This is a genomic window from Olsenella sp. oral taxon 807, from assembly GCF_001189515.2.
Taxonomy (GTDB): domain Bacteria; phylum Actinomycetota; class Coriobacteriia; order Coriobacteriales; family Atopobiaceae; genus Olsenella_F.
Window position 1 is genome coordinate 875,649 of the sequence record NZ_CP012069.2, and the last position, 12,945, is coordinate 888,593.

The 12,945-nt window shown below is 61.7% G+C and carries 11 protein-coding genes; 8 read left to right on the forward strand and 3 right to left on the reverse strand.

Annotation, left to right across the window (positions count from 1 at the left end; all coding sequences use genetic code 11):
- Positions 1–24 precede the first annotated feature (24 nt).
- The gene (locus tag ADJ70_RS03685) at positions 25–588 is read left to right on the forward strand and encodes a cysteine hydrolase family protein (RefSeq protein ID WP_050343585.1); all 564 of its coding nucleotides are present in this window, start codon (positions 25–27) and stop codon (positions 586–588) included.
- 40 nt (positions 589–628) lie between these two features.
- Here the strand turns inward: ADJ70_RS03685 and ADJ70_RS03690 are convergent, their stop codons facing one another.
- Together ADJ70_RS03690 and ADJ70_RS03695 are read right to left on the reverse strand one after the other, a co-directional pair.
- The gene (locus ADJ70_RS03690; RefSeq protein WP_050343587.1) at positions 629–1,300 is read right to left on the reverse strand and encodes a hemolysin III family protein; all 672 of its coding nucleotides are present in this window, start codon (positions 1,298–1,300) and stop codon (positions 629–631) included.
- A gap of 64 nt (positions 1,301–1,364) precedes the next feature.
- Entirely contained in the window at positions 1,365–2,939 is a 1,575-nt protein-coding gene (locus ADJ70_RS03695; RefSeq protein ID WP_050343589.1) for a C69 family dipeptidase, read from the reverse strand.
- A gap of 290 nt (positions 2,940–3,229) precedes the next feature.
- Here ADJ70_RS03695 and ADJ70_RS03700 point away from each other — a divergent pair, with 290 nt between their 5' ends.
- Positions 3,230–4,258, forward strand: coding sequence for a 3-deoxy-7-phosphoheptulonate synthase (locus ADJ70_RS03700; RefSeq protein ID WP_050343591.1), 1,029 nt, complete (start codon positions 3,230–3,232; stop codon positions 4,256–4,258).
- 133 nt (positions 4,259–4,391) lie between these two features.
- On the opposite strand, the gene ADJ70_RS03705 is transcribed toward ADJ70_RS03700, so the two are convergent.
- Positions 4,392–4,874: a gamma carbonic anhydrase family protein gene (locus ADJ70_RS03705; RefSeq protein ID WP_050343593.1), complete on the reverse strand. Its 483-nt coding sequence runs from the start codon at positions 4,872–4,874 to the stop codon at positions 4,392–4,394.
- Between the two features lie 434 nt (positions 4,875–5,308).
- Here ADJ70_RS03705 and ADJ70_RS03710 point away from each other — a divergent pair, with 434 nt between their 5' ends.
- The 6 genes from ADJ70_RS03710 (at position 5,309) to ADJ70_RS03735 (ending at position 12,892) form a co-directional block, all read left to right on the forward strand.
- Positions 5,309–6,040, forward strand: coding sequence for an amino acid ABC transporter ATP-binding protein (locus ADJ70_RS03710; RefSeq protein ID WP_050343594.1), 732 nt, complete (start codon positions 5,309–5,311; stop codon positions 6,038–6,040).
- A 17-nt stretch (positions 6,041–6,057) separates the two neighbouring features.
- Entirely contained in the window at positions 6,058–6,999 is a 942-nt protein-coding gene (locus tag ADJ70_RS03715) for a transporter substrate-binding domain-containing protein (RefSeq protein ID WP_050343597.1), read from the forward strand.
- Between the two features lie 15 nt (positions 7,000–7,014).
- Positions 7,015–7,767 (forward strand): amino acid ABC transporter permease, encoded by a 753-nt coding sequence (locus tag ADJ70_RS03720; protein ID WP_050343599.1) that lies wholly within the window; start codon positions 7,015–7,017, stop codon positions 7,765–7,767.
- A 2-nt stretch (positions 7,768–7,769) separates the two neighbouring features.
- Positions 7,770–8,417, forward strand: a complete 648-nt coding sequence (locus tag ADJ70_RS03725) for an amino acid ABC transporter permease (protein ID WP_050343601.1) — start codon at positions 7,770–7,772, stop codon at positions 8,415–8,417.
- Positions 8,418–8,465: 48 nt separating this feature from the next.
- Entirely contained in the window at positions 8,466–9,134 is a 669-nt protein-coding gene (locus ADJ70_RS03730) for an AAA family ATPase (protein WP_050343602.1), read from the forward strand.
- Positions 9,135–9,334: 200 nt separating this feature from the next.
- Positions 9,335–12,892 carry an ABC transporter ATP-binding protein/permease gene (locus ADJ70_RS03735; protein ID WP_050343604.1) on the forward strand — a complete coding sequence of 1,186 codons (3,558 nt, stop codon included), beginning with the start codon at positions 9,335–9,337 and terminating at the stop codon, positions 12,890–12,892.
- The last annotated feature ends 53 nt before the right edge of the window (positions 12,893–12,945 follow it).

Genomic DNA, 12,945 nt, shown 5'->3' on the forward strand with positions numbered 1-12,945 from the left:
GGTGAGCTGTGAGGGAGTGGTCCCATGCAAATCGACAGGAAGCACACGGCGCTCTTGGTCATCGACGTGCTGGAGGGGACGGATGCCGACAGCGTCTATCGACCCACACCCGACGAGCAGACCATGAACGAAAACTGCGTGAAGGTCACCCATGCTGCACGCTCCGCTGGCCTCCCCATCATCTTTTGCGATGACGCCCACATACTGGGCGTCGACAGGGAGCTCGAGTTGTGGGGCGAGCATGGCATTGCCGGCAAGACTGCACCGATCGCCGCCCTCAAGGCAGGCTCCGGAGAGAGGGACTTCATCATCCCCAAGCGTCGCTATAGCGGCTTCTTTGGCACTGACCTCGACCTCACCCTGCGCGAGCTGGGCGTGACCCATCTTATCGCCATCGGTGCGGACACGAACATCTGCGTGCTTCACACGCTTGGCGATGCCTACTTCTTGGGGTACGATTCCATCGTTGTCGAGGATGCCACCCGTACGTTCCTCTGTGGGACGCAGGAGGGCGCCCTCGAGCACTTTAGGAAGTGCTACGGCTCAAAGATAGTCTCGACCGCCGAACTTATCGCCGAGCTGGCATAGGACACCCTGCTTGGCGCAGCCGCGCGTTCTCCGCAAGTGGCTAGACCACGTAGAGCAGCGCGGAGAGCGTGATGCAGATGGCACCTGCGAGCACCCAGAGGTGCCAGATAAAATGCAGGTAGGGAACCTTCTTGGCCACATAGAAGCCGACGCCTATGGTGTAGCAGATGCCTCCGGCCACGAGGAGCATGAAGGCGGGCGGTGGCAGCAGCTCATAGAGGTCCGTGATGCGAAAGACTATGAACCAGCCCATTGCGAGATAGATGAGGGCCGAAAGCCAGTGGGGCTGCCTCTCTTTGAGGAGTACCTCGGCGATGACGCCGGCGATTGCGATGCCCCAGATGAGAAAGGTGAGCTGCAGGCCACCGCGATCAGCGAGGGTTATGAGTTCAAAGGGCGCGTTGCTTCCGGCTATGAGCAGATAGATGGCACTGTGATCGAGGATGCGAAAGACCGACTTGGCTCTCTTGGGCACGAGTGCGTGGTAGAGCGTCGAGAAGAGAAACTCAAGGATGAGCGAGATTCCCATGAGGAGGGCCGCCACAAGGTGGGCGACCTCCTTATGGTCCATCGCCCGTAGGATGAGCAGCACGAGCGCTGCTATGGAGAGGAGCACGCCTACCCCGTGCGAGACCGAGTTGGCGATCTCCTCGCCCGTCGAGTACTGCCGTCCCTCCTTGGTGAGGCCTTGCTTTTGTTGGGTCATTTCCATGGGCTTACCTCGATTGCTGTAGCGGCTCTTGCTCCCTCTTGGGCAGCTGCCTGTGTTTGCGCGCCTATCCGTCGCTTCGCGAGTATGCGTTTCGCATGTTCTCGCTCGTTGTGAAGAGGACGTTGAAGAGGAGTCGGTCGGTTTCGTCGCGCAGCATGGCGGCGAGCCGCTCATTGGCTGTTGCGAGCCGTGCCGCCGCATCCGCGCGAGTGAGCTTCGCGACCTCACGGTCTGCCTTTGCCACCAATGCGTGGCCCTTCGAGCCCACGGCGAGCTGATAGCGCTCTATGTGGGCGGTGTTGAGCGAGAACTGTGCGTCAGCCAGAGCGGCGATGAGGCGGCTTGCCCAGTAGAGGCTCTCGGTTGAGACACGCCCCTCCTCGGTGTTCGAGAGGTACTCGGGCAGTTCGTTCACGTTGGCGAAGAGGGGTACGAGCGCATTGAAGATGTTGGAGCCAAAGGCCATCCACTGGAGCGCCCTGCTACCCGCAGGAGCATAGGGCCTGATTTGCAGGACGGCGAGGAAGTTGTTGCGGTTGATGCCGATGGGGCGGTAGATCCCACGTGTAGAATCACTGCCCAGCCGTCCGTAGGGGTCAAACGGCGTTCCCTGGTAGTGGAGGGAGAGCGTGTATTTCACGTCCTCTATCGTGAGCTTGCGCTCGGGGGTCCTGCACCAGGGAAGGTCGTCCGACTCGGGTCCTAAGGCCCCGACGGGGTCATCCCAACCACCGTGAGGTGCAAGGTAGCGGTGCATGGACCAAGCTCGCGGCGTGTTGTAGACGTGATCGGCGTCGGAGTGGCTGCCAAAGGCGTCACGCGGATTGAAGATGCGCGTCCCAGTTGCGCCTGCCTCACTGCTTCTTGCTGCGTCTGTCTTGCTGTCCTTTGCCTCGCCTGCGGTGCGGGCGGTGATGGTCAAGTCGAGATGATGCTCGCCCATCCATGCCTCGAGATCGGCAGAACACATGAACTCGGACCTCTTGCCACGGGCGTCGGCGAGGTCAAACTCGTCGATGCCAAGCTGGTTGGGCATCGTGACGTAGCAGTCATCCGGCACGCGCCGCGCGATCCAGTGGTGTCCGCCCACGGTCTCGAGCCACCAGATCTCATCGACGTCCGAGAAGGCGATGCCGTTCATCTCGTAGGTACCGTACGCCTCGAGGAGCGAACCCAAGCGCTTGACACCCTCGCGGGCCGAGCGGATGTAGGGGAGGACGAGCGTGACCATGTCTTCCTCGCCTATACCGCCGCTCTGCTCGCCCACATAGCCCGCCTCACCCTCTTTGCCCTTGGCCTCTGTGAGCTCGACCAAGGGGTCGGCACCAAGCACGCGCTCGTTTGAGGTCAACGTCTCGGTCGCGGTCATTGCGACGTCAGCCTCGTTCACGCCTGCCGCCGCCCAGATGCCCTTTGATGCGCAGGCGTCCGGGACCGAGCTGTAGCGCAAGGGGTTGTCAGGCAGGTCAATCTCCACATGGCTGATGGTGGAGCGATAGTGGCGAGGCTGATCGGCGGGAAGGATGACCTTCATGCGCTTCGCCGTGAACTGGCCCGCAGGCGAGTCCTCGTTCCTCGCGATGATGGTCGACCCATCGTAGCTTGCGTTCTTGCCGACGAGAATGGTTGTGCAGGCCATACGCCCTCCCTCTCTCTATGCATGTCCTATTCTTGCGCAAATGCGCGCAGCCATAGCGGTTTCCCGAAGCTTACACAACTCGCTGGTCTTCCTGTGGACGCATGTCGTCAGGCTGCAGGTGCATGTTGTCGGGTCAAGACGAGTTGCTTCGTGTGACTTGATGCTCAGGTGTGTCCATGCCGTGCCTTACGATTCTGCAACATCTGAGACGGTCTTGACCACTCGAGGCAAACACGTGGCATAATGCACGCGACCAACACAGGTGGTTGAGGGCTAGGAGGATGCATTCAATGGCGATGAAGTTCAAGCGCAGGTTACCCATTCCCCAAGAGATTCGCGAGGAGATGCCCCTTCCTGCCAATCTTGCGGACAAAAAGCGCAGCTTCGACGAGGCCGTCGCCTCTGTGATCAAAGGAGAGGATCCTCGCCTCCTGCTCGTTATGGGCCCGTGCTCTGCAGATCGCGAGGACTCGGTGCTCGATTACGTGGTCCGCCTCGCGAGCCTTCAGGAGGAGGTTGCGGACAAGCTCCTCTTTATCCCGCGCGTCTACACCAACAAGCCGCGCACGAAGGGTACGGGTTACAAGGGCCTGCTTCACAATCCAGACCCGAACGGCGCGCCCGACCTGCTCGAGGGCGTCAAGGCGATCCGTCACATGCACCTGCGTGTGGTGGAGGAGTCGGGCATGTTCACTGCCGATGAGATGCTCTATCCAGAGAACTATCAGTACCTGATAGACCTGCTCTCCTACGTGGCCGTGGGGGCCCGCTCGGTGGAGAACCAGCAGCATCGTCTTGTGGCGAGCGGCGTCTGTGGCGCCGTGGGCATGAAGAACCCTACGGGCGGTTCCACTGCGGTCATGCTGAACTCGATACATGCCGCTCAGGCCCGCCAGACCTTCATCTTTCGCAACTGGGAGGTTGAGACGACGGGCAACCCCCTCGCGCATGCCCTCCTGCGCGGGTACGTGGGTGACGACGGTGTGAACTATCCCAACTACCACTTCGAGTACCTGGAGCGCCTTGCTGAGACCTACGATCCGGCTGCTTACGAGAACCCTGCCGTCATCATTGACTGCAACCACGACAATTCCGGCAAGCGCCCTGGCGAGCAGGGGCGCATCGCGATGGAGGTCCTTGACTCCGTGCGCCGCAGCTCAGACATCGCGAGACTCTTCCGTGGCCTCATGGTCGAGTCCTACCTCGTTGGTGGCAGCCAGGACGTGGGCGGCGGGGTCTATGGACAGTCGATCACCGATGCCTGCCTTGGCTGGGATGACACCGTCAGGCTCGTGCGCAGTATCGCTGAGCGCCTGTAAGCGGTAGACTCTCTCGCGTCTGTGTCCCACAGGTTTTGGGGCACGAGGCTCCGGACGTTCGGTGGCGACGAAGCGACCATTCGGTGCGCATGTGGCGTCTCGTACCCAGCACAATTCTGAGGGCGTCGCTTTCCTAGCTCGAGCGAAGGGGCAGCTCTCTCTGTGCGAGTTGCACGTACTCGAGCGCGTTGTCACGGTTGCGTCCGATCTCATCGGGAGACATCGCCCTCCTCACCTGTGCTGGGCTGCCAAACGCGAGGCTACCGTCTGGTATCTCGGTCCCTTGGGTCACGAGCGCGCCTGCGCCCACGATGCAGTCGCGCCCGATCCTCGCACCGTTGAGGAGAATAGCGCCCATGCCGATGATGGTGTTGTCGCCGACCGTGCAGCCGTGCACGATGGCGTTGTGGCCAATGGAGACCCCTTCACCGACATGCACCGGAAAGCCAGGATCGACGTGGATGGTGACGTTGTCCTGCACGTTGCTCCTCGCGCCGATGATGATGGGGGCGCAGTCGGCCCTCACGACCGCTCCGTGCCAGACAGAGCTATCCGTTCCCATCGAGACGTCGCCCGTGACGGTTGCGGATGCGGCGATGTAGACGCTTCCCTCCATGGCACTATCCTCTCTCTGTGCGGTCCTCTGGCCTCCTGCTGCAAGGCTATGGTGCCTTACGAGCGTCGTACGTAGAGTGTACACGAAGAAGGTGCGGGGTGGCGAAGGGCGCGTGCCTGTCCCTCTGTCGGCGTTGATTCAGGCGTCATTGCCGGGTGTAGGGTGGCGGGAGGCACATCAGGGCGTTTCGGGATGGTGACGCGCCGATAAACCTTAGGGTCGCGCCGCGCGTCGTCACGACGCGTATGCGACAACTCGTCTAGAATAGCTATGGTTTTCTGCCTAGATCGGTTAAGGGCGACAGGACAGATGGAAAACGTATGCCATGGACTAAGGCGGCGTTGTAGCCGTGAGCGACTGAGGCTTCGCCTGCCAGCGACCACCACGAGACCGAGTCGCGAAAGGCGCGATGGGTCCAGTGAGGAGGGATACATATGGCCGACATGATAGAGATCAGCCATCTCGATAAGTACTTCGGCGACCTACACGTCCTCAAGGACGTGAGCCTGAACGTGCGCGAGGGTGAGAAGGTCGTGCTCATTGGCCCATCGGGCTCGGGCAAGTCGACCCTCATTCGCTCCATCAACTGGCTCGAGGAGCCCACGAGCGGTGAGGTGCGCGTGGGAGGTACGCTCCTCACGCGCAAGAATCACCTTGAGGTTACGCGCACCTATACCTCGATGGTGTTCCAGCAGTTCAACCTCTATCCCAACATGACCGTCATGGGCAATCTCACGCTCGCGCCAATACGGCTGCAGGGCAAGAGTCGCGAGGAAGCCGAGAGTACCGCACTCGCCAACCTAGAGCGCGTCGGCCTTGCCCATAAGGCGGACGAGTGTCCCCAGAACCTCTCGGGTGGCCAGCAGCAGCGTGTCGCCATCGCACGGGCGCTCTGCACGAAGCAGCCCGTGATGCTGCTCGATGAGCCCACGAGTGCGCTAGACCCCGAGATGGTCAACGAGGTCCTCAACGTGATGGTCGAGCTGGCCCAAGAGAACATCACGATGGTCTGCGTGACGCACGAGATGGGCTTCGCGCGTCAGGTGGCTGATCGTGTGGTGTTCATGGATGACGGCCAGATCCTCGAGACGGGTACGCCCGAGCATTTCTTCACCCATCCTGACAACCCACGTTGCCAGGAGTTTCTCGACAAGATCCTCAAGTAAGAGGAGGCATAGGGGACATGAGGCAGAACAGTCGAGAGCAAGGCGACTTCGGGATCATGGGCATCGTGGGCCTTGCAGGTGGCAAGGGCGGCACGGGGCGTGACGCCATATGTCCACCAACCCTTACGAGGCGCTCCTTCGTGGGCACGATACTGGCTGTGGCCTCGGCGGGTCTCTCGCTTATGGGCTGTGCCGGCTCGGGCTCGCTCAGCGCCGCCGACGGCGTGTCTGCCGTAAGGACCCGTGGTCGCCTCAAGTGTGGTGTCAAGACCGATGTTCCGGGATATGGCTACCAGGACCCCGCCACGGGTACCTTTCGTGGGATGGAGATAGACATCTGCTACGAGATCGCGGCGCGCCTCTTCTCCGTGACGGCGGTCGAGGCGCAGGAGAGGGGCCTCGTTGACTTCACGGGCGTCACAGCCAAGACCAGAGGCCCGCTCGTCGATTCGGGCCAGGTGGACCTTGTGTGCGCAACCTACACGATCACAGAGGAGCGCAAGAGGTCCTGGAACTTCACCGATCCCTACTACACGGACTCCATTGGCATGCTCGTCCTCAAGTCCTCGGGCCTCAAGACCCTCGCCGACCTCGATGGTAGGATCGTCGGCGTTGGTGAGGGCGCCAACACGAAGAAGCTCATGCAACAGATGCTCAAGGACCAGGGCCTTGGTGACATCAGTGTGAGCTACCCGCAGTATCTCGACTATCCCACGCTCGCCGCAGCTCTCGCCTCGGGCAACATCGACGTGTTTGCCATCGACCGTTCCATCCTGGGGGGCTACTTTAACGACAGCAACGAGCTCCTCGAGCCCGACCTTGTCTTTGGGGAGCAGCGCTACGGCGTCTGTACCAACAAGCAAGCGACGGAGCTCTCGGACCTCTGCGATGAGGTGGTCGCCCGCATGGTCTCAGACGGCAGCATCGATGCGCTCGCCGAGCGTTACGGCCTGCTCTAGGAAGGGGCTGACAGCATGGAACTTGCCAACGCTGACAGGTGGGCTGCGACGCTCGCCAACGCGGACCTCCTGTGGCAGGGGTTCCTCTTTACGGTGGGGGTCTCGCTTCTGGGGCTTGTCCTCTCGCTCGTGGTGGGGACGCTGCTGGGCGTCCTCTCGACCACGCGCTCGGGGGCGCTGCGTGCCATCGCCCGCGTCTACGTCGAGTTCTTCCAGAACACGCCAATCGTGGTGCAGGTGTTCTTCGTCTACACCGCAGGTCCCATGATACTGCAGGCTGCCATGGGCGCCGAGCATGTGGTGAGGATAGCTCCCTTCCTGCTCGTGGTCGTGTGCGTCGGTCTCTATCACGGCGCGTACGTGGCCGAGGTCATCCGTACCGGCATCGAGGCGATACCGCGCGGGCAGATGGAGGGCGCCCAGTCCCAAGGCTTCTCGCGGGTGCAGGCGTACCGCTACATCATCTTGCCCCAGACCTTCCGCATCATCCTGCCGCCCTTGGCAAACCAGGCGCTGAACCTCGTGAAGAATACCTCGGTGCTCGCGCTGATAGCCGGGGGCGACCTCATGTACCAGTCAGACATCATCGTCGCCGACACGGGATATTTGCAGGGCTACGTCGTGTGCTGCGTCCTGTACTTCCTCATCTGCTTTCCCATTGCCATGCTCATCACGTGGCTCGAGGCTCGCAGCAAGCAGACGCCCAGGGCGGGCAAGCAAGCCAAGGGACGCGCGTCTGTCGCTGCCACGGGCACCAAGGGGGTGTAGAGATGGAGATCTTCACCGCCAGCAACGTGAGCTTCATGCTCCAAGGCCTGTTCAACACCATCGTCATCTCACTCGCCTCCATAGGACTCTCTATCATCTTTGGCACGATCCTCGCACTCATGAAGACGTATTGCACAGGCAGGCTCCGCTGGCTCAGCTGGATCGTGAGCGCCTACATAGAGCTCTTCCGCTGTACGCCCAACCTGCTCTGGATCCTGATATTCCGCTTCACGATACAGGGGGACAACGTCCTCATATCGATCCTCGCCTTTACGGTGTTCACCTCGGCCGTCATGGCCGAGATCGTGCGCGGGGGGCTCAACGCCCTGCCCAAGGGGCAGTTTGAGGCCGCCCAGTCCCAGGGCTTTGGCTTCTTTGCCACGATGCGCCTCATTGTGCTGCCCCAGGTGTTCAAGATGATCGTGCCGGCGCTGTTCAGCCAGTGCACGACCGTCATTAAGGACACCTCGTACCTGCGTGGCATCGACGTCCATGAGTTCATGAGGAACTCGGCCGTCGTCATGGGCCAGGCCTCCACGCTCCAGCAGATCCTTCTGCTCTATGGCTTCGTCCTTCTCACCTACTTCGTCTTGAACTTCGCCATCTCGCTGGCTGTCCGTGCCTACCAGCGACGTATTGTTGCCGCCTGACCCAAGGCGAAGTCCTCTACCAACACGTCTGTCTTCGAAGGGAACGACATGAGCGACAGCTACATCGACGCACGTCACAGTACAGATGTCGCCGGAGGTCACGGCGACAGGGACCCCATCGTCATCTCGATCGCCCGTGACTATGGGGCCGAGGGCCATGAGGTGGGCAAGCTCCTCTCGGTGCACCTGGGGCTTCCCCTGTACGACAACGAGCTGCTCGTGCGCTCCGCCCGGCGTATGGGCGTGGACGTGGACGAGGCGGCTGCCTACGACGAGCGCACCCAGCGTGGCCCTCTGGCCTTCCTGCCCGACTCGACGGACCAGCGTACGGGTGCCGACAAGCTTTTTAAGGCCATGAAGCAGGTCATACTCGACCTTGGAAGTAGCAAGAGCTGCATCATCGAGGGGCGCCTCTCTGATTACATTCTGCGTGACAACCCCAACCTGATCTCGGTGCTCGTGACGGCGCCGCTTGAGTGCCGCGTCAGGATCGTGGGTGACAAGAGGGGCCTCTCCACGCACGACGCGCTCGTGCTCGTGAGGCGCATGCAGCACCGTCGCGAGCGATTCTATACCCGATACTCCGCAGGCAAGTGGGACATGTACACCGACAAGGACCTCATCGTGGACCGCTCGGTGTTCGGAAGGCAGGGCTGCTGCGAGATCATCGCGGCCGCCTACGAGTACAAGAGGGGGTTGCTCGAGGCGGATCGCTGAGCGCGGTCGCAAGACGGGTCCCGACTGTGTGCACGATGTGGACTCAGGTTGCATAGGTGTCGCCGGGCCAAGCAAGCGGGTATTCTTTCAAAAGTTAGTGAGTAATCTTTCAAACTATGCCGGCTGCGTGCGAGGCTTCAATGCGACCAGGGGCCTTCAGGGTCGGGGGCCGCAAACGTCCGGCGACAAGGTAGGCGCGCATGCTTCAGCTCAGGGATGTCTCGAAGGCGTACAGGACTGGCTCCTTCACCCAGGTCGCACTCGATGCGGTTTCGGTCTGTCTGCGTGACAATGAGTTCGTGGCCGTGCTTGGTCCCTCTGGCTCGGGCAAGACCACGCTGCTCAACATCCTTGGTGGCCTTGACCGGGCTGACTCGGGCGACATCATCATCAACGGTGTCTCGACCAAGAGCTATCGTCCCAGGGATTGGGATAACTACCGCAACCACCGTGTGGGCTTCGTCTTCCAGAGCTACAACCTCATACCACACCAGTCGATACTCTCCAACGTGGAGCTTGCGCTCACGCTCTCGGGTGTGGGGCGCGCTGAGAGACGCCGTCGTGCCGTCGAGGCCCTCACGGAGGTGGGGCTTGCGGAGCACGTCCACAAGAGGCCGAGCCAGCTCTCGGGTGGCCAGATGCAGCGCGTGGCGATTGCCCGCGCCCTCGTGAACGACCCCGACATTGTGCTCGCCGACGAACCGACCGGTGCCCTTGACAGCGAGACCGGTATCCAGGTCATGGACATCCTCAAGCGGGTGGCCGATGACCGCCTGGTCGTGATGGTGACGCACAACCCCGAGCTTGCCGAGGGCTATGCGACGCGCATCATCCGCGTGCAGGATGGGCGCATAGACGGAGACACGGATCCGCTCTCGGGCGACGCGGCCCTGGTCGTGGGGACTTCCGGCATGGCCAAGTCCTCGGTCGATGGTGCGGCGGCGCAGACCCCTGTGTTTGGTGGGTCGCCTGCGGGGGCCTCAGACGGGAGGGGAGAGCCTGACGCAGACGTGACCGGCGTCATGCCGCCTGTGGGTACGAGCAGACTCGACAAGCGACGGAGCAGGCGTGCCTCGATGGGATTTCTCACTGCACTCTCGCTCTCGTTCAACAACCTCATGACCAAGAAGGGGCGAACGGCGCTCACGGCCTTCGCAGGTTCCATAGGCATCATTGGCATCGCAGCCATCCTCGCCCTCTCCAACGGTGTCAACCACTACATCACCAAGACGGAAGAGGATGCGCTCTCAAGCTACCCACTCACGATCAACAAGAGCAGCCTAGACGTCGCAACCCTGCTCTCGTCCGCGATGGGGACGGGTGGTAAGGGCAGCTCGGAGTCGAGCGAGTCTGATCAGGCCGGCGTGGACGGATCTGGCGAGATCAGGCAGACGAGGCTCGCCGCAGACATGTTCGCCAAGGTCAAGTCTAATGACCTCGCATCGTTCAAGCGCTACCTGGAAGGCGACGCGTCAGACATCGGTCGATACGCGGCCGACGTCCAGTATGGCTATGGCATCGCCCCACAGGTCTTCGAGAGCGACAGCTCCAAGGGCATCGTGAGGCTCAATCCCTCCGAGACGGGCAGGAAGATGGCCAGTGGGGCCATGGGCTCGGCCCTTACGGGCGGCTCCACGAACTCGTCCTTCAGTGAGCTCGTGGATGACCGCAGGTTGCTCGAAAGTCAGCTGCGCGTGGTCAGGGGCCGCTGGCCCGAGGCGGCTGACGAGGCGGTGCTCACACTCGACAAGGATGGGTGCATTAGTGACTACACCCTCTATAGCCTAGGGTTCTATGACCCCGACGTCATGCGCCAGATGACACAGCAGATGCTGAACGGCGAGGAGGTGAAGATGCCCGATAACACCCGGGCGTTCACCTACGACGACGCCATGGGCATGACCTTCAAGGTGATACCCGCGAGTGCCCTCTATCAGAAAAACGAGGCGCAGGGTACGTGGACAGACATGTCCGACGACGAGGGCTACATGAGGGAGAGGCTCGACGAGGGCATCACGCTCAGGGTCGTGGGCGTCGTGAGGCCCTCTGACTCCGCAGGCTCCACGAGCGTGCGCGAGGGCATCTCCTACACTTCGGCGCTCACCCGTAGACTCATCCAGGAGTCGTCTGACTCCCAGATAGTGCGAGAGCAGCTTGCCAACCCCGACGTGGACGTCTTCACAGGCAAGACCTTCGAGGAGCTTCGGGACAGCCAAGGCAGGGCCTTTGACATGAGCTCGATGTTCACGATCGACCAGGGCGCGCTCAAGAGGGCCTTCTCCTTCGACTCGAGTGCGCTTGGCAGGTCGGCGGCCGACATGGGCGAGCTCGATCTTTCGGGGGTGAGCCTTGACCCATCGGGCTTCGACATGAGTTCGATGAGCCTTGACACCAGCGCACTCGCCTCGATCTTCGACGCGGACACGATGTCAAAGATCCTGGGCAACGCACCCAAGTTCGACTTGGCAAGGAGCGGACTTGCGGATCTTGGTACGGGACTCACCGACGAGCAGGCCAAGCGTATCACCCAGGCTGCCAACAAGCTCGCGAGCGGCTTCATCGCATGGATGGAGAAGAACCATCCGGGGGAGTTGGGTCCTTGGGCGGGGTCTGGCCCGGCAGCGGGATCAAGGGCCGCGAATGCTGCAGGCGCATCAAGCGATACTCCCAGCGGGTCCGCAGCTGATGGTGGCCGTGTATCGGGCTACGTCGTGTACCTGCGAGAGTACCTCTCAAACGATGAGACAGCCAAGGAGGTGCTTGCGGAGCTGCGGGGCATGCTTGGGGAGGAGGCCTCGAGGCTCGTGGAAGGGGCCATGCAGGACTATCTGACCAAGCAGTTCGTGCCTTACTTCTCTGAGGCCCTAGGCTCCCTCATGTCAGAGGCGGCTCAGGCGATGGCGACGCAGCTCGCCCTCCAGATGCAGCAGCAGATGGCGGCGGCGACGGGTCAGTTGGGCACACAGCTTTCGAGCGCCATCTCGGGGCAGCTCCAGAAGCAGATGGCAACGCTCTCGAGCGCCATGCAGGATGGCTTCAAGGTAGACCCGACAGCCTTCGCGAGCGCCATCAGGCTCAACGTGAGCCAGGATGACCTGACGTCTCTGCTCACCAACTTCATGAACGCCAAGGACCTGAGCTACGAGAGCGACCTCAAGAAGCTCGGCTACGCTGACGTCGCCAGCCCGGAGTCCATCAGGATCTATCCCAAGGACTTCAAGGCCAAGCAGGGTGTTCTCGACATCATCGACGGCTATAACAGGAAGGTGAGTGGCGCGGGCGACGATAGTCAGACCATCCAATACACCGACATCGCGGGGACGCTCATGAGCTCGGTCACGAGTATCGTGGACATGGTGTCCCTTGTCCTGATCGCCTTCGTGTCGATCTCGCTCGTGGTGAGTTCCATCATGATCGGCATCATCACCCATATTTCGGTGCTCGAGCGCAGGAAGGAGATAGGCATCCTCCGCGCGATGGGTGCCTCGAAGCTTGGCATCGCCAACATCTTCAACGCCGAGACCGTGATAGAGGGGCTCTTCTCGGGAGTTCTTGCCATGGCTGTGGTGTACGTGGTGTCCGTACCGGTCAACAGCATCGTCGAGCAGACGCAGAAGGTTTCGAACATCATGGCGCTCACGCCGCAGAATGCCTTGGCGCTGGTAGCGGTCTCGGTCGTGCTCACGCTCGTTGCCGGTACCATGCCCGCCATGAGCGCGGCCCGTCGTGATCCGGTCGAGGCGCTCAGGAGCGAGTAGGGACGCCGGGCTCTGGTGTGTCTCACCTCAGTTCTGGTGGGTGCCTCGGTAGG